The following is a 17,019-nucleotide window of genomic DNA, read 5'->3' as shown; positions in this document are numbered from 1 at the left end:
CTGACCACACCGACCTGCCGCGCATCCTCGCGATGCCGAACGGGCGGAGCTGAATCATGGGCTATCGCGTCGGCGTCGATATCGGCGGCACCTTCACCGATTTCTGCGTGTTCGACGAGGACAGCTCGGCACTGCGCACGCTCAAGGTGCTGTCGCGGCCGGACGCGCCGGGAGCCGAGGTGCTGCAGGGGCTCGACGAGATCGAGCGCCGCTTCGCGATTTCACCTCGCGCCATCTCCTATTTCACCCATGGCTCGACCGTGGGCGTGAACAGCATCATCCAGGGCACCGGCGCGAAACTCTGCCTGTTCGTGACCGCAGGCTTCCGTGACGTGCTGGAGCTGGCGCGGCTGAAGATCCCCGACCCTTACGACCTGTTCTCGCGCAGGCCGCCGCCATTGGTGCCGCGCGACCGCGTGATCGAACTCGGTGAGCGGATGAACGCGGCCGGCGAGGCCGAGCTCGTCCCCAGCGATGCGGCCATCTCCGAGGCGCTGCGGCAGGCCGAAAGGGCGGGCGCGGAAGGCATCGTTCTCGCCTTCCTGCACAGCTACACCAACCCGGCGCATGAACGATTGGTCAAGGCCCGCATCGCCGAGCTCAGCCCGTCGCTGCCGGTGTTCTGCTCGGCCGATGTCTGGCCGATCGTGCGCGAATATGAGCGCACCATCACGGCCTGCATCCACGGCTCGGTGCAGCCGCGCGTATCGCATTACATCGGCCGGCTCGAGGCCGCGCTCACCGCGCGCGGCGTGGCGCCGGCCCCGATGATCACCAAGTCGAATGGCGGCGTCATGACCGCCGCCGCCGGCAAGGACCGCAGCATCGAGATGCTGCTCTCGGGCACGGCGGCGGGCGTGATCGGCGCCGGCTTCGTGGCGCAGCGCTCCGGTTTCAGCCGGGTGATGAGCCTCGACATCGGCGGCACCAGCGCCGATGTCGCGCTGCTGCGCGACGGCATGCCGGATTTCCGCTCCGGCGAGCTCGTCGGGCGCTATCCGATCTATCTCCCGACCGTCTCGGTCTCGTCGATCGGGGCCGGGGGCGGCTCCGTCGCCAGCGTCGATACGCTCGGCGTGCTGCGCGTCGGGCCGGAAAGCGCGGGATCGACACCCGGCCCGGCCTGCTATGGCCGCGGCGGCGAGCGCGCGACGATCACCGACGCATTCGCCGCCCTGGGCGTCCTCGGCTCCGGCGGGCTCGGCTACGGCGCCGTCAATGTCGACCGGGAGCGGGCGCTTGCGGTGCTGGCGCCGCTGGCGGCGGGACTTTCACGCGATGTCGCGGCAACCGCCGAGGCCATCGTCGATCTTGCTGTCGCCAACATGTATCGCGAGATCAGCCGCCTGTTCTCGCAGGTCGGCGAGGAGCCGAGCGGCTATGCGCTGCTCGCTTTCGGCGGCGCCGGGCCGATGCTGGGCTGTCTCGTCGCCGAGGCGATCGGGATGGAGGCCGTGATCATCCCGGAGACGCCCGGCGTGCTCGCCGCGCTCGGCGGCCTGCTCGCCGATCTGCGCTCCGATTTCGTGCGCGTGGTCTTCCTGGACATGACGGCCGAGGCGATGGGCAGGCTGGCCCGAGCCTTCGAGGGGCTCGCAGCCGAGGCGCGGGACTGGCTCCACGGCAGCCAGGGCCATTCCGGCGAGGCCGCCCTCACCATCTCCGGCGACATGCGCTATCGCGGCCAGTCCTACGAGATCGAGACGCCTCTGGAGGCGGCCTGGATCGCCGCAGGCGACCAGGCTGCGATCACTGCGGCCTTCCACGCCAAGCATGCCGAGATCTATGGCCATGCCGACGACAAGGCGGCGGTGCAGATCGTCGCTTTGCGCGTCGTCATTGCCGGCCGCACGCCCAAGCCGGCCTTGCCGGCCCGGGAGATGACCAGAACCCATGTCGTCGCCAGCCGAAAACTGACGGTCACGCATCGCGGCGCGGATATTGCGGCGGGCCTGTTCGAGCGTCGCGAATTGCCGCCCGGCAGCCATTTCGACGGGCCGGCCGTCGTGATCCAGGACGACAGCACCACATGGGTGCCGCCCGGCTTCACCGGCGAGGTCGACGCCTACGCCAACCTCATCCTGCGACGGAGCGGCATGGAACGGAGCAGCATGACATGAGCACGCTCGACCCGGTCACGCTCCAGATCCTGAAGAGCCATTTCGAGGCCGCGGCCGAGAGCATGGCCTATACGCTGCTGCGCACGGCCCATTCCGCCTTCGTCAAGGAGACCGAGGATTTCACCAGCGGACTGACCACGCCATGCGGGCAGACCTTCGCCAGCCCGAAGGATCTCGGCGCGACCTGGTTCATCGGGCTCGACTATGCCGGCGCCATCGAGGCGATTCCCGATTACCGCCCCGGCGACATCTGCGTCACCAACGACCCCTATTCCGGCTTCGTCTGCACCCATGCGCCCGACATGCATCTGTGGATGCCGATCTTCGCGGGCGAGCGGCTGATCTGTTTCGCCGTCGGCCATATCCACAACACCGATATGGGCGGCGCTGTGCCCGCCTCGCTGTCGCGGGCGCTGACGGAGGTCCATCAAGAGGGCATCCGGATCCCGCCGATGAAGCTCGTCGATGCCGGCGTGATGAACGACGAGGTGCTGCGGATCATGCTGCGCAATGTGCGCATGCCGGATCAGAACTGGGGCGACCTCAAGGCCCAGATCGCCTCGCTCAAGACGGGCGAGCGCAAGATCATGGACGCGGTCGCCCGCTTCGGCACTGAGACGGTCTGCGCTGCGATGCATGGCGTGCTCGACCTGGCCGACCGGCAGGCCCGGCGCCTGTTCGCGGCGATGGCGGATGGCGACTATGTCTTCACCGACTATATCGACGAGGACAGCCCCGGCGGCGTGCCATGCCGCTTGAAGCTCTGCGTGCAGGTGCGTGGCGACGAGGCGGTGTTCGATTTCAGCGGCAGCGACCCGCAACTGCAATCGGCGCTCAACATGCCGACCGGCGGGCTGCCGAGGCATATCCTGCCTTTGGTCGGCTACAACTACGTCGTCTACTCGCTCGACACGACGGTCGCGCTCAATGCCGGGCTGCTCAGGCCAGTGCGCTGCATCCTGCCCGAAGGATCGGTGGTCAATCCGGTCTATCCGGCGGCGACCGGCATGCGCAGCCTGACCTGCACCCGGATCCAGGGCATGGTCGTGGGCGCCTTCTCGCAGGCCATGCCGGACCGGCTGCCGGCAGGCCCCGCCGGCGGCGGCGGCATTCTCAATGTACGCACCACCGACAGCCGAACCGGGCGCCTCGCCATGGCTTCGATCAACCCGATCACGGGCGGAGGCGGCGGCTCGGCCCGCGAGGACGGACAGGACGGCTCCAACTCCTTCCTCAAGAACACGCCGATCGAGATCACCGAAGCCGAGGTGCCGATCAAGGTGCTCGGCTACGGCCTGGTGCCCGATAGCGGCGGCGCCGGGCGCCATCGCGGCGGGCTCGCGGCCCAGATGACGTTCCAGCTGTTCTCGCCGAATTCGGTGGTCACGGCGCGTAACCGCGACCGCGTGCGATTCTCCTGCTGGGGCCTGGAGGGCGGCCAGCCCGGCGCGACCTGCGGCTTCCTGCGCAACCCCGGAACGGCGGGCGAGGAAGCGCTCGGCAACACCGATGTGGTGCACTGCGCGCCTGGCGACGTGCTGATGATCTCGGCCTCGGGCGCCGGCGGCTGGGGCGATCCCTACACCCGGCCGCTGGCCGAGGTGCTCGACGACGTCGCGCAAGGCAAGGTCAGCGAAGCCGGCGCCTTGGCCTATGGCGTGGTGATCGAAGCGGGCATCCTCGACGAGGAGCAGACGCTCGCCTTGCGCGCCCGGCCAGGCCCGGCGCTCAACGGCCCGGCGCCGGGCGGCCTGACGCTCGATCCGGCGCGCCTCGCCTTCGAGACGGTGTGGTCCGATGCCGCCTGGGACCATCTCTCGGAAAGGCTCTTTGCCCTGCCCGTCGAATGGCGCTTCTTCATGAAGCACCAGGTCTTCGCGGCCGTGAGCGCAGACGCTGCCGCCGCAAGCGATCCCGTCGCCGCGATCGAGCGCGCCTATGCGAGCCTTCTGCTGTCGTATCCGCAAGTGGCGCCCCGGACGATCGGAGCAGCGGCATGAACATCACGTTCGAAGGGCAGAGCGTGCTGATCGCCGGCGCCGCCCGGGGCATCGGGCGTGGCATCGTCGAAAGCTTTGCCACGCGCGGAGCCAATGTCTTCGCCGGTGACCGATTGGCCGATGAGATGGCCGGTCTCGCAGCGCACAAGACCGCGCTCGACCTGCGCGACAAGAGTCAGGTCCAGGCCTGGGTCGCCGGGAGCGAGGCGATCGCCGGCCGGCCGGTCGATGTGCTGGTCTATGTCGCCGGCGGCGTGCTCGGCCAGAGCGCCAAGCCGCTCGAAGAGGTCGATGAGGCGGATTGGCGCGCCATTCTGGACGTCAACCTGACAGGGGCCTTTCTCGCCGCGCAGGCGGTCGCGCCCGGCATGAAGGCGCGCGGCAAGGGCCGGATCGTGCTCATCGCCAGCGGGGCGGGCCTGCGTACCTCGCTCACCGGCATCCAGGCCTATGCCTCGGCCAAGGCCGGTGAGATCGGGCTCGCGCGCCAGCTCGGCCAGGAGCTCGGCCCCTTCGGCATCACCGTCAATGCGGTGGCGCCGGGCTTCCAGCGCACCAGCCCCGATTACGAGCGCCAGTGGAATTCCTATTCGCCCGAACGCCAGGCCGGCATGATCGAGAACACGGCGCGCCGGCGGGCGGGCACGCCCCAGGATATCGCGCATGCCGTGATGTTCCTGGCGTCCGACTACGCCGACTTCATCACCGGTCAGGTGCTTTCGGTCACGGGAAGCCCCTGACCCAGCAACAGAGGAGGATGGCATGACCAAGACACGCAGAGATGCTCTGAAGACGGTTCTGGGTTCGGTCGCCCTCTCCTCGGCCGGATGGGCCGGCGCCTCGGCGCAAAGCGGGGGCAAATTCGTCTATGCGAATAACAGCCCCTACGACAATCTCGACCCCCATACGATCTTCGACACCGCCCGGGCCGCCTCGCGCTTCAACCTCTATGACGGGCTCTATCGCTGGGTCGACAATCCCCCGAAGATGATCCCCTGGCTCGCCGAGAGCCACAGCGTCTCCGGCGACGGCAAGGTCTACACCTTCAAGCTGCGCCAGAACGCCAAGTTCCATGACGGCAAGCCCGTCACCGCCAATGATGTGGTCTATTCGATCGAGCGCATCATCGCGCTGAAGAAGGGCGCGGCCAGCCTCTATCTCGACGCGATCAAGCCCGGCTCGACCAAGGCGCTCGACGCCCACACCGTCGAGTTCAATCTCAGCCAGCCCTCCGCGATCTTCCTCACCACGGTGCCCGACATCCTCATCGTCAACAGCGAGCTGGTGAAGGCCAATGAGAAGAACGGCGACTGGGCCGAAGCCTGGCTGGCGCGCAACGAGGCCGGCAGCGGCTCCTATGCCCTGCGCCGGCACGATCCGGCGGTGGGCTGGACCGGCCGGCGCTTCGTCGAGCATTTCGCCGGCTGGACCGGGCAGCCCTTCGACGATGTCGAATTCCGCACCGTGCTGGAGACCAATACCCGCGTGCTCGGGCTGATCCGCGGCGATTATCAGGGCGCCGACGGCTACCTGCCCTATGACCAGATCCAGCGCCTGCGCCAATCGCCCAATGTCCAGATCATCGACCAGGAGTCGATGCGCGTCTTCATCCTGGCGCTGAACACCAGCAAGCCCCTGATGAACAACGTCCATTTCAGGCGGGCCTTGGCCTATGCCTTCGACTATGACGGCTTCATCGCCAATATCATGAAGGGCTCGGTCAACCGCAATCCGGGTCCGAACCCAAACAACATCTGGGGCACGCCGCCGGGGCTGAAGGGCTACAGCTACAATCTCGACCTCGCCCGCGAGGAGCTGAAGAAGGTGACCGAGCCCTTGCGGCCGATCACCATCAACGCGCTGGCGGGCTTCAGCGAGTCCGAACAGGCGGCGACCCTGTTCCAGAACACGCTGCGCCAGATCGGCGTCGAGGTCGTAGTCGAGGTCTCGCCCTGGTCGGTCGTCTCGAGCCGGATGCGCAACGCCCAGACGCAGGCGGACATCATCCCGCTCTGGAAGAGCACCTATTATGTCGACCCCAACAACTGGGTCGGCGAGCTCTACGGCACGCGCTACCACGGCACGCGGACCTTCTCCTATTACAGCAATCCCGAGTTCGACAGGCGGCTCGACCGCGCTTTGGTCTCGAGCGACCAGGAGGAGCGCCGCAAGCTCTATGAGGAGATGACCCAGATGGTGAACGACGATGCGGCCGGGATCTTCGTCTACAACACCAAATGGTATGGCCCCTATTCGAGCAAGGTCGAGGGCATCCGCTTCTCGCCCGTCAGCAACGGGCAGGACATCCGCTGGGCCTCGTTGAAACGAGGCTGAGCACGCAATGCGAGCGGAGGCGACTGCATGAACTGGCTGTCCCTGGTGGCGAACCGCCTGATCTGGTTTCTGCCGACCATGCTTGGCCTGCTTGCGATCGTCTTCATCCTGTCGCGCGTCGTGCCGATCGACCCCGCGCTTCTCGCCGCCGGAGAGAACGCCACCGCCGAGCAGCTGCAGCAGGTGCGGGAGCGCTTCGGCTTCGACAAGCCGCTGCCGGTGCAGTTCCTGCGCTACGTCCTCGATGTGGCGCAGGGCAATTTCGGCATCAGCCTGTTCACGCAGCAGCCGATCATCCACGACCTCGTCGCGCGCCTGCCGGCGACGCTGGAACTGACGCTCGTGGCGGTGCTGGTCGCGGCGCTGGTCGGGATTCCGCTCGGCGTGCTCTGCGGGCTCAACCGCAATTCCTGGCTGGACCACATCCTGCGCGTCGTCACGGTGTCGGGGCTCGCGGTCGCCTCGTTCTGGTTTGCGATGCAGCTCCAGTTCCTGTTCTCGATGAAGCTCGGCTGGCTGCCGCTCTCGGGGCGGATCGAGGGCTTCCCGCCGACGCCGGTGACGAATCTCATGGTCGTCGACGCCCTGATCGAAGGCGACGGCGATATGCTGGGGGATGCGTTGCGCCACCTGGCGCTGCCGGCGCTCACATTGGCCCTGCCGGCGGCCGCGACGGTGGTGCGCTTCACCCGCAACGGCGTCATCGGCGTGATCAACTCGCCCTCCGTCGCCTATCAGAAGGCGATGGGCTTTCCGCGCCGGGTGATCGTCTGGAAATACGTCCTGCGCATGGCGATGACGGCGACGGTGACGCAGCTCGGCCTGATCTTCGGCATCCTGCTCGCCGGCGCCGTCGTGGTCGAGACGGTGTTCGACTGGCCGGGCCTCGGCGCCTATGCGGTGCGCTCCATCCTGCAATCCGACTACAACGCCGTGATGGGCTTCACGCTCTGCACCGGGGCGCTGTTCGTCTTCATCAACCTGCTGGTCGACCTGCTGCAGGCGGCGATCGACCCGCGCGGGGCTACCTGATGCCGGCGCTGCTCAAACGCTTCGCGCGCGACAAGGCGGCCCTGCTCGGCGCCGGCCTGCTCGGGCTCCTCGTCATCGCGGCGATCTTCGCGCCATGGCTTGCCCCCCATCCCGGCGACGTCGCCGATTTCCACATCGAGCGGCGCCTGCAGGCGCCGGCAGCCGCGGCGCTGTTCGGCACCGACCGGATGGGCAGCGACATCTTCAGCCGGCTGCTCTTCGGCGCGCGCATCACCTTGATGCTGGCCGCCATCGCCGTCGGCTCGGCCCTGGTCATCGGCGTTCCGATCGGCCTTGTCGCCGGCTACTACAAGAACTGGGTCAGCGACGCGCTGATGCGCATCGCCGAGATCTTCCTGGCGGTGCCGCAGATCGTCCTCGCCATCGCCATCGCGCAGACGCTCGGCCCCTCGATCGAGAACGTGATCCTGGCGCTGTCGCTGACCTATTGGCCGTTCTGGGCGCGGCTCGTCTATGCCGAGACGCGCTCGATGCGAAACGAGGTCTTCATCGAATCCGCGGTGGCGCTGGGCGCCTCGCCCTGGCGCGTCATCGTGCTGCACATCCTGCCCAACATCGCCTCGCCGATCATCGTGCGCACCTCGATCGGCATGGGCGCGACGATCCTCACCGCCGCGACGCTCGGCTTCCTCGGCCTGGGCGCTCCGCCGCCGACGCCGGAATGGGGCCGCATGATCGCCGAAAGCCGCGAATACCTGCCCGAGGCCTGGTGGTATGCGCTCGCGCCGGGCATCGCCATCTTCCTGACCGTGCTCGGCTTCAACCTGTTCGGCGACGGCCTGCGCGACATTCTCGACCCGCGCACGCGGCGGAGCGTCTGAAGCGATGGCGCCCCTGCTCGACATCGCGAAACTCTCGCTCAGCTTTCGTACCGAGAGCGGGCCGGCGCGCGTGCTCGACCAGATCGACCTTCTCGTTCAGCCGGGCGAGATCGTCGGCCTCGTCGGCGAATCCGGCTGCGGCAAGACCACGCTGGCGCGCGCGATCCTCGGCACCTTGCCCGAGCGCCTGACCGAGATCGGCAGCGGCCATATCCGCCTCGACGGCGTCGACATGCTCCGCGACGACCAGGCCACTGAGCGCCTGCGCGGCCGGGTCGTGACCTTCGTTCCCCAGGACCCCTTCGCCAGCTTCAACCCGCTGTTCCGCATCAGGGCCCAGATCGGCGACCTGATGCGCTGGAAGACGCCGCGCAGGACGGCGTCGCGCTTCGGCTGGCGTTCGCGCGCGGAGCAGAAGGCCGATGATGAGGCCGTGCTCGCCATGCTGGACACGGTGCAATTGCCGCAGCCGCGCCGCATCCTGGAGAAATATCCCCATGAGCTCTCCGGCGGCCAGCGCCAGCGCGTGATGATCGCGATGGCGCTCCTGCCGGAGCCGCGCCTGATCATCGCCGACGAACCGACCACGGCGCTCGACGTCACCGTCCAGGCGCAGATCCTCGGCCTGCTGCGGCGGCTGGCGGTCGAGCGCGGCGTCTCCGTGCTGTTCACCACCCATGATCTCGGCGCCGCCTGGGAGATCTGCGACCGCGTCGTCGTGATGTATGCCGGGCAGACCGCCGAGATCGCACCGCGCGAGGCCTTCTTCGCCCATCCCCGCCACCCCTATACCCGCATGCTGCTGCAGAGCCTGCCGGAAGAGGGGCGCGATGCGGTCGGCATTCCCGGAGCGGTGCCGAGCCCGTTGCAGCCGCCGCCGGGCTGCCGCTTCAACCCGCGCTGCCCGCGAATGACCGGGATCTGCCGCGACGAGCGCCCTGCCCTGTCCGGACAGCACGGCGCCCATCAGGTCGCCTGCCATCATCCCGTCGCGGTGAGCGAGGTCGCTGGGAATGTCTGACCTCCCGGCGCCCACCCTGCTCGAAGTCGATCGGCTCGGCCGCCATTTCCCGGTGCGCGGTTTCCTCAACCGCCGCGTCGGCACCTTGCGGGCCCTGGACGATGTCAGCTTCGCGGTTGGGGAAGGCGAGGTGCTCGGCATTGTCGGCGAATCCGGCTGCGGCAAATCCACCCTCGGCAAGACCTTGATGGGCATTCACGAGCCGACCAGCGGCGAGGTCCGCCTGCGGGGCGAGCGCATCGCCGCGCCGGGCCAGAAGCGCGCTGCCGCGGTGCGGGCCAAGCTGCAATATGTCTATCAGGATCCAGGCGCCTCGCTCGATCCGCGCTGGACCTTGCGGCGCTCGCTGCATGAGCCGTTGATCATCCACACCGACTGGTCCCGGGCCAAGCGCGAGGAGCACGTCCAGGCGATCGTCAGCGCGGTCGGCCTGCCGCAGGCGCATCTCGACCTCTACCCGCATGAGATCAGCGGCGGCCAGCAGCGCCGCGTCGGCCTGGCGCGCATCCTCGTGCTCGGCCCGCAATTGATCATCTTCGACGAGCCGACCTCGGGCCTCGACGTTTCCGTGCAGGCGACGGTGCTGGCGCTGTTTCGCGACCTGCGCGAGGAATTCGGACTGACCTATCTCTTCATCAGCCATGACCTCGCCGTCGTCCGCTCGATCTGCAACCGCATCGTCGTGATGTATCTGGGCCGCATCGTCGAGATCGGCGACACCGCAGAGGTCTTCCGCGCCCCGCGCCACCCCTATACCCGCTCGCTGCTTGCCGCCGCCCCGCGCATCGGCGGGCCGCGCGTCACCGAGAGCTTCACCCTGCAAGGCGAGCCGCCGGACCCGTCCAACGTGCCCTCGGGCTGCCGCTTCAGGACGCGCTGCCCGCTCGCGATCGACAAATGCGCAACAATCGAGCCGGCTATCGACTTCGAAGGCGGCCATGGCGTCGCCTGCCTGCGCTGGCGCGAAGACGCCTTGTGACGCCATCGACCACGCACCCCCTTCCCATGTCCCCTGACCCGACGGGCTGACCCAAGCGATGTCTTCAGACGAGGTACAGCCGGCGGCCGAGAGTTCCGATGCTCCGCCGCAATGGATCTCGGCGCTCGTGACCATGACCGCCGTCCAGGCGGCGACGGCGTTCCTGACGCGCATCCCGCCGACGCTTGCGCCGGCCTTCACGGCGGAAAGGGGCTGGTCGGATGCGATCATCGGCTATCTGGCGAGCCTGGGCACGCTCGGCTCGATCATCTTCCTGACGCTCGGCGCTCCGATGCTGCGCCGGCTGGGCTCGGTACGCGCGCTGCAATGCGGGCTCGGCCTCGGCGTCATCGGATTGCTGCTGCTCCTGCCGCCGTTCTGGCCGGCCGCCGGCGCGGCCTCCCTGCTGATCGGGCTCGGCTACGGCCCGTCCTCGCCGGCGGGCAACGACGTGCTGCACCGGACCGCGCCCGTGCGCCACCGCGCGATGATCTTCTCGATCAAGCAGGCCGGCGTGCCGGCGGGCGGCATCGTCGCCGGCCTGATCCTGCCGCCGGTGGTGGAAGCCTACGGCTGGCGCGCCTCGCTGCTGGTCTCCGGCATTCTGGTCATGCTTGTGCTTCTCGCGGTGCAGCCCATGCGCGAACGGCTGGACGCAGGCAGGACGCGCGACCAGGCGGTGACGGTGCGGGCCTTCCTGTCGCCGGCGAATATCCGGGCGCCGCTCGCAGCGCTGACCAGCTCGGCCTCCATCGTCAGGCTCGCCATGGCCGGGGCTTGCCTCGCGCTCGGCCAGGGCATCTGGTTTGCCTATCTGATGACGTTCTCGGTCTCTGCCATGGGGCATGATCTCCGCGCAGCCGGCATCGCCTTCGCGATCATGCAGGCGAGCAGCGTCGCCGGCCGCATGCTGCTCGGCTGGCTGGCGGACCGGCTCGGTTCGCCGCGGCAGCTTCTCGGATTGATGGGGTTGGCCTCCGGCCTGACCTCGCTCGCCATGGCTTTCGCCGGGCCGGAATGGTCCTACGGGCTGTTCTGCGTTCTGGCCGCAGTAGCAGGCGTCACCGTGTCGAGCTGGAACGGCGTCCAGTTGTCGGAGGTCGCCCGGGCCTGCCCGGGCCATCTCGTCAGGGAAGCCTCCGCCGGCGCGACCCTGATCATCTTCCTGGGCTATGTCGTCGGCCCATCCCTCTTCGCGGTCCTGCTGATGCTCACGCACCGCTTCGACATTGGCTTCCTCCTCTGCGCGCTCTTCGGCGTCATCTGCTTCGCGATCATGCCGCGTCGCGCTTCGACCGCGCCTGGCGGGGAGGATTAGAGCGTTCTCGAGCGAAGTGGACGCCGGTTCGCGGCCAGGCACGCGTCGATGAGCGGGCGACGCCCCTGCTCCTCAACCTTGGCCCTCAATCCTGCCATTCGAAGCGCAGCGGCGCCTCGCGGAAGGCGAAGCGGTCGAGATGGCTGGCGACGACGCCTTTCAGCGCGGCGAGCTGCTCGGGCACGCTCGCCTCGATGCGGCATGCGAGATTGTCGTCATGGGCCTGCAGGTCGAGCGTGGCGTCGCCGGGCCAATCGGCGCCGCGCACGTCTCGCGGAAAGGTCACCCGCCCCAGCTGAGGCGTGAAGCTGACCTCGAGATTATGGCTCCAATGCTTGCAGAGCTGCTGGAGATAGCGACTGCCCTTCTCTGTCGGTACGCGCGCGATGCTGGAAACGGTCATGGGATCTCCTGAGTGCGATGGGCCGCGGGTGCGATAGGCAACCCGCCCGGGCTTCCCTCTTCAAAGCCGCTCGATCCGCTGCGCAGCCTCGTCGAGGATCGCGGCGATGTCGTGAACGATGGCTTGGTCGGACTCGCTGCCGCCGAGACGGCCGCGCAGCGCAAGCTTGAGGTTCTCCATGGCGCGGCGAACCGGCCCGCCATCGGTGCGCTCGCGCATGGTGGCGATCGCGGCGAGGCGAGCCATTTGGGACTCGACCTTGTCCGCATTGACGGCCAGATCGGCCTTGCCCGTCTCGGTGACGGCAAAGGCCTTGCGCGCGCCTTCTGAGGCGACTTCGCCGATATGTCCGAGGTCCTGCAGCATCGACAGCGCGGGATAGATGACGCCGGGGCTGGGGACATAGCTGCCGCCCGAGGCTTCCTCGATCGCGCGGATCAGATCGTAGCCATGGCGCGGTTGATCGGCGATCAGCTTGAGCAGGACGAGGCGCAGATCCCCGGAATCGAAGACGCGCCTGCGGCCGCCGCCGCGTTCTCCGCGCTCCCGGCCCCATTCATGGCCGAAATGATGCGAATCGCGCGAGCGGTGCTGGGCGAATTCGCGGGAATGCGGATGCCCACGGTGGTTTCGATGTGAGCGGTGAGTGAAATCCATCTTCATGTTCTCCATTTCTAAGATGCATCTACGATATATCGCACACTATCTGGATTGCAAGAGGCCCGCATCATCGCGACCGCTGGACGGTTTGTTCCGGGACTGGCGAGCGGGCGAAGCCGGCTTGCAGCGCACGCATCGAGGCCGGCAGATATCCAAGCGGCGGCGGCTTCCCGCGCGGCAAGGCGGAATGCTATGGGGTCGGCGTTCGGTCGATGTCGGTTCAGGCTTCCAGCCCGCACAGAGCGCAGGCATTCGCCGCCGCATGACGATTGTCCCGACAGCAAGCCCCAGCGAGAGGCCAGACTACCCGCCATGGATGATGCCGATGCCGCCCCGTCTTCGCGCGAGCGCCAACCCCTGGTCCTGATCCCCGGTCTCCTCAACGACGCCGACCTCTGGCGCGATCAGGTTTCTGCGCTCGGCGATATCGCCGCGTGCCAGGTGGCGGATACTTCCCAGGGCGAAACGCTGGAGGCCCTGGCGGAGAGCGTGCTGGCGACGGCGCCGCCGCGCTTCTCGCTGGCCGGGTTTTCGATGGGCGGCTATGTCGCCCAGGAGATCATGCGCCGAGCACCGGACCGGATCACCCGGCTTGCCCTGCTCGACACCTCACTGCGCGCCGATACGCCCGAGCGTCTTGCGGCGCGGCGCGCCCTCGACAGGACCGCGGTCCTGCCGGGCAAGTTCCACGGTTTCGGCGACCGGCTGCTGGGAGCCTATCTCGCGCCCTCGCACCTGAAGGACGAGGTGATCATCGGCCGCATCCGGGCCATGACCGCAAGGCTCGGTGCCGAGACTTTCCTGCGGCAGAACGGGATCGAGCGAAAGGACGGCGTCGCCGTACTGCGCGCGCTGTCATGCCCGTTGCTGATCCTGTGCGGCGCGCACGACAGCCTGACGCCGGTCGCGGACCATCGGGCCATGGCGGCGCTGGCGCCACATGCGACGCTCGTCATCGTGCCCGATAGCGGCCATATGACGCCGCTGGAAAACCCGCAGGCGGTGACGCAGGCCTTGCGGAGCTGGCTGGAGATGCCGGTCGTTTAGAGCCGACTCTTGTGCTCGGACCCGCCGCGTCATCCCGGGCATAGCGAAGCGGAGGCCCGGGATCCGAAGCGCGTCATGGTCGGGCTTGACCCGACCATCTCTTAATGAGGATGCCTCCCCCTCTACCAACGCCTTTTCCGGCCCGAGATTCTCGGGGCAAGCCCGAGAATGACGCTCTACGATAAATTCCGGATCTGCGCGGCGGAGCCTGTCCTTGGGTCGGCCGAAGGCCGGACCCGAGGGCCGCTTGTCCGGGATGGCGCAGTGGATCCGAGCCCAAACAGCATGCGCCAAACCGCCCTCAAGCGTCCAAGACGAGATCGGTCAATGGCAGCGCCTGGCAGGTCAGGCACTGGCCGTCCTCCAGATCCGGACGGTCGACGAGATGGCGGACCTGGCCCTGCCTGATCGGCACCAGGCAGCTCTCGCATTGCCCGACGCGGCAGCCGCTCGGCATGGTCAGGCCAGCCCCCTCGGCCAGCGCCAGGATGCTGCCGAGCGGCCCGTCCGGCGACCAGGTCGCGGTCTTGCCCGAGCGGGCGAAGGCAATGCTGCGCGGCTACGCCGTCGGCAGATCACTCCGGCTGGATGCCGGCGGCCTTGACGATATCGGCCCATTTCCTGATCTCGGTTCCGACGAAGGCCCTGAGCTCCTGGGATGTGCTGGTCTCCGGCTCGATGCCGGCGGCGAGCAGCTTTTCCTGCGTGGCCTTGTCGCTGATCGCAGCCACGAGTGCCTGGCGCAGCTTGTCGATGACCGGCTGCGGCGTCTTCGCGGGAACGAAGGCCGCAAACCACGCGGCGAGGTCGTATCCGGCGACGCCCGACTCCGCCATCGTCGGCAGCTCGGGCGCCAGGGCGCTGCGCTTGGCCGTGGAAACGCCGAGGCCGTTCACCTTGCCGGCCTTGATCTGGGGCAGCGTCGTCGAGATGTCGGCGAAGACGATGTTGATCTGGCCGCCGAGAAGATCGGTGATCGCCTGCGGATTGCTGCGATAGGGCACATAGGTGAGGTCGATGCCTCCGAGCGTCTTGAGCATCTCGCCGGCGATCCGCGAGGAACTCGACCCCGCCCCGAAAGTGAGCTTGCCGGGATTGGCCTTGGCATGGGCGATCAGCTCCTGCACGGTCTTGGCCGGCACGGATGGGTTGGTCGCCAGCGCAAGCGTGATGGTGCCGAGCTTGGTCACGGGCTCGAAGCTCTTCTCCGCATCATAGGGCACGCTCTTCAGCAGGCTCTGGTTGGCGCCATGCGTCGTGTTCGTCGTGATCAGCACGGTGTGGCCGTCCGGCGCGGCGCGCGCCACGTTCTGGGCCGCGAGGATGCCGCTGGCGCCGGCCATGTTCTCGATGACGATCGTGCGGCCCAGCGTCCGCGATGCGTGGTCGCCAAGGATGCGCGCCAGCGCGTCGGTCGCGCTGCCGGCGGCGAAAGGCACGATGAACCTGATATTCTGCGTCGGATAATCCTGGGCCGCGGCCGGCAGGCCTGCCAGCAAGGCGCCGCCGAACGCCAGGGCGGCAAGGCTCCAGCTCTTCGATGTCATGGTCGTTTCCTCCAGGGGTTTAGTGATCGCCGTCTTGCTGCGGCGTCGTGCGGGAAGGGCTTTCGTCAGGGATATCGAGATCGAGCAGGGCCGAGCTCAGGCCCTTGCCATGCGTGTCGAGGGTGAGCGAACGGGTCACGCCGCCGCCGAGCGCCTGACGCAGGACGAAGTTGAGGGCACCGAGGCTGGGAATCTCGTAGCGCACCACCTCGCCGGCCACGAGCTCGCCGAAATGCGCCTTGACGCGCTCGGCCGTGACATGGCGCAGCAGCAGGGCATAGCCGGCAGCTTCATAGGCGATCACCGAGATGCTCGAGGTGTTGCCCTTGTCGCCGGTGCGGGAATGAGCGAGCTCGCGCAGCTTCATCTCAGCTCTCGACATAATGGATGGCTGTCGCGACGCGCTCGCGCGGGATCAGGGTCGAGAGAATGCCGACCACCTCGCGGACGGATTTCGTGACGCCGCCCCCGCCCGCCGGACCGTTGGTGTAGAGCGTCTCGACCTCGTTGCCGATGCGCAGGGCCTCAATGAGGCTGTCACTGCGTCCGGCGACGCGAACGCGCACCTCATAGGGTTCATGGCCGCCGCCATGGTTCGAGAGCCTCTCGCCATGCAGCGCATTCGCGCCGATCAGGTCGAAGCGCAATTCGCTCGTGCGCACACCGGTCAGCGTCAGGCGCTCACGCACGATCTCCAATGCCAGGGCACCCCGCGCCCGTGCACCTGGACCCGCATAGGAGATCTGGCCTTCGCCGACGAAGCCTTCGGTCACCCCGAGCGACACTTTCAGCGTCGCGGTCCGGGGATGGCCGGAAGCGCCCCGGACGCGGACGCGATCGAAGCCGATCTCCTCGACCGTGACGTTCGAGAAGTCGGCCACGACATCGGGGGTGAGATAGCGCGCCGGATCGTGGATCTCGTAGAGGATCTGCTCCTTGCAGGTGGCGGGCGTGACCCGCCCGCCGGAGCCCGCAACCTTGGTGACGACGACGCAGCCATCCTCCCCGACCTCGGCAATGGGGAAGCCGAGCCGGGCGAGATCGGGCACGGATTTGTAGCCGGGATCGGCGAAATACCCGCCCGTGACCTGGCCCGCGCATTCCAGGAGATGCCCGATCAGCGTGGCCTGTCCGAGCCGATGCCAATCATCCCTGGCCCAACCGAAGGCATGCACGAGCGGGCCGACGAACAGGGACGGGTCGGCCGCGCGGCCGGTGATGACGATGTCGGCTCCATCAGCCAGCGCTTCAGCGATGGCTTGCGCCCCGATATAGGCATTCGCCGAAATCAGGCTGCCGCCGAGATCGGCAACGGCGGCGCCGGTCTCGTCGATGCGATAATCGCCGCCCGCCACGGACGGCAGGACATCGTCGCCCGTCACGGCCGCGATCTTCAAGCCGGTCAGGCCGAGCTCACCGGCGATGGCCCTGATGCGCTCCGCGCCGGCGACGGGATTGGCCGCGCCCATATTGGTGACGATGCGCGTGCCGGCCTGCCGGCACGGCCGCAGCACGGCCCGAAACCGCTCCGCCAGCAGCGGGTCGTAACCGGCTTTCGGATCCTTGAGCTTCGCCTGCTGGGCCAGCGCAATGGTGCGCTCCGCCAGGCACTCGAAGACCAGGTAATCGAGCCCGCCTTTTTCGGCGAGCTCGATCGCCGGCTCGATCCTGTCGCCGGAATAACCCGCGCCTGCGCCGATCCGAACCTGCTTCACC

16 protein-coding genes are annotated in these 17,019 nt (G+C 68.0%); 10 read left to right on the top strand and 6 right to left on the bottom strand.

Features of this window, described 5'->3' with window-relative positions; translation table 11 throughout:
- Positions 1-56 precede the first annotated feature (56 nt).
- Genes CYD53_RS24950 through CYD53_RS24910 form a run of 9 tightly spaced genes read left to right on the top strand, consistent with a single transcriptional unit; the run spans position 57 to position 11,646 of the window.
- Entirely contained in the window at positions 57-2,120 is a 2,064-nt protein-coding gene (locus CYD53_RS24950) for a hydantoinase/oxoprolinase family protein (protein WP_103720800.1), read from the top strand.
- A complete protein-coding gene (locus tag CYD53_RS24945) occupies positions 2,117-4,120 on the top strand; it encodes a hydantoinase B/oxoprolinase family protein (RefSeq protein ID WP_103720799.1) in 2,004 nt (667 codons plus the stop codon). Before CYD53_RS24950 ends, CYD53_RS24945 begins: the two co-directional genes overlap by 4 nt.
- The gene (locus CYD53_RS24940; protein WP_103720798.1) at positions 4,117-4,860 is read left to right on the top strand and encodes an SDR family NAD(P)-dependent oxidoreductase; all 744 of its coding nucleotides are present in this window, start codon (positions 4,117-4,119) and stop codon (positions 4,858-4,860) included. The genes CYD53_RS24945 and CYD53_RS24940 overlap by 4 nt, the downstream gene beginning before the upstream one ends.
- Before the next feature lie 22 nt (positions 4,861-4,882).
- Positions 4,883-6,454, top strand: coding sequence for an ABC transporter substrate-binding protein (locus CYD53_RS24935; RefSeq protein WP_103720797.1), 1,572 nt, complete (start codon positions 4,883-4,885; stop codon positions 6,452-6,454).
- A 27-nt stretch (positions 6,455-6,481) separates the two neighbouring features.
- Positions 6,482-7,486: an ABC transporter permease gene (locus tag CYD53_RS24930; RefSeq protein ID WP_103720796.1), complete on the top strand. Its 1,005-nt coding sequence runs from the start codon at positions 6,482-6,484 to the stop codon at positions 7,484-7,486.
- Entirely contained in the window at positions 7,486-8,328 is an 843-nt protein-coding gene (locus CYD53_RS24925; RefSeq protein WP_103720795.1) for an ABC transporter permease, read from the top strand. The genes CYD53_RS24930 and CYD53_RS24925 overlap by 1 nt, the downstream gene beginning before the upstream one ends.
- A 4-nt stretch (positions 8,329-8,332) precedes the next feature.
- A complete protein-coding gene (locus CYD53_RS24920) occupies positions 8,333-9,349 on the top strand; it encodes an ABC transporter ATP-binding protein (protein ID WP_103720794.1) in 1,017 nt (338 codons plus the stop codon).
- Positions 9,342-10,328 carry an ABC transporter ATP-binding protein gene (locus tag CYD53_RS24915; RefSeq protein WP_103720793.1) on the top strand — a complete coding sequence of 329 codons (987 nt, stop codon included), beginning with the start codon at positions 9,342-9,344 and terminating at the stop codon, positions 10,326-10,328. The genes CYD53_RS24920 and CYD53_RS24915 overlap by 8 nt, the downstream gene beginning before the upstream one ends.
- A 58-nt stretch (positions 10,329-10,386) precedes the next feature.
- Positions 10,387-11,646, top strand: a complete 1,260-nt coding sequence (locus CYD53_RS24910; RefSeq protein WP_103720792.1) for an MFS transporter — start codon at positions 10,387-10,389, stop codon at positions 11,644-11,646.
- Positions 11,647-11,731: 85 nt separating this feature from the next.
- Here the strand turns inward: CYD53_RS24910 and CYD53_RS24905 are convergent, their stop codons facing one another.
- Both CYD53_RS24905 and CYD53_RS24900 read right to left on the bottom strand, forming a co-directional pair.
- The gene (locus CYD53_RS24905; RefSeq protein ID WP_103720791.1) at positions 11,732-12,049 is read right to left on the bottom strand and encodes a DUF2218 domain-containing protein; all 318 of its coding nucleotides are present in this window, start codon (positions 12,047-12,049) and stop codon (positions 11,732-11,734) included.
- Between the two features lie 60 nt (positions 12,050-12,109).
- Positions 12,110-12,706, bottom strand: coding sequence for a PadR family transcriptional regulator (locus tag CYD53_RS24900; RefSeq protein ID WP_103720854.1), 597 nt, complete (start codon positions 12,704-12,706; stop codon positions 12,110-12,112).
- A gap of 315 nt (positions 12,707-13,021) precedes the next feature.
- Here CYD53_RS24900 and CYD53_RS24895 point away from each other — a divergent pair, with 315 nt between their 5' ends.
- Complete coding sequence (locus CYD53_RS24895) at positions 13,022-13,756, top strand: alpha/beta fold hydrolase (protein WP_103720790.1); 735 nt, start codon at positions 13,022-13,024, stop codon at positions 13,754-13,756.
- A gap of 301 nt (positions 13,757-14,057) precedes the next feature.
- Here the strand turns inward: CYD53_RS24895 and CYD53_RS24890 are convergent, their stop codons facing one another.
- The 4 genes from CYD53_RS24890 to CYD53_RS24875 are packed head-to-tail and all read right to left on the bottom strand — an operon-like array spanning position 14,058 to position 17,018.
- Positions 14,058-14,306, bottom strand: a complete 249-nt coding sequence (locus CYD53_RS24890; RefSeq protein WP_103720789.1) for a 2Fe-2S iron-sulfur cluster-binding protein — start codon at positions 14,304-14,306, stop codon at positions 14,058-14,060.
- Positions 14,307-14,331: 25 nt separating this feature from the next.
- Positions 14,332-15,303, bottom strand: coding sequence for a Bug family tripartite tricarboxylate transporter substrate binding protein (locus tag CYD53_RS24885; RefSeq protein ID WP_103720788.1), 972 nt, complete (start codon positions 15,301-15,303; stop codon positions 14,332-14,334).
- A 19-nt stretch (positions 15,304-15,322) separates the two neighbouring features.
- On the bottom strand, positions 15,323-15,670 hold the full coding sequence (locus CYD53_RS24880; RefSeq protein ID WP_103720787.1) for an AtuA-related protein: 348 nt from the start codon (positions 15,668-15,670) through the stop codon (positions 15,323-15,325).
- 1 nt (position 15,671) lies between these two features.
- Complete coding sequence (locus CYD53_RS24875; RefSeq protein ID WP_103720853.1) at positions 15,672-17,018, bottom strand: acyclic terpene utilization AtuA family protein; 1,347 nt, start codon at positions 17,016-17,018, stop codon at positions 15,672-15,674.
- Between the last annotated feature and the right edge of the window lies 1 nt (position 17,019).

Origin of the sequence: Allobosea psychrotolerans (assembly GCF_002917105.1) — a bacterium.
Lineage (GTDB): Bacteria > Pseudomonadota > Alphaproteobacteria > Rhizobiales > Beijerinckiaceae > Allobosea > Allobosea psychrotolerans.
The sequence above is the reverse complement of the archived record's forward strand: the minus strand, read 5'-3'. Positions and strand labels throughout refer to the sequence as shown.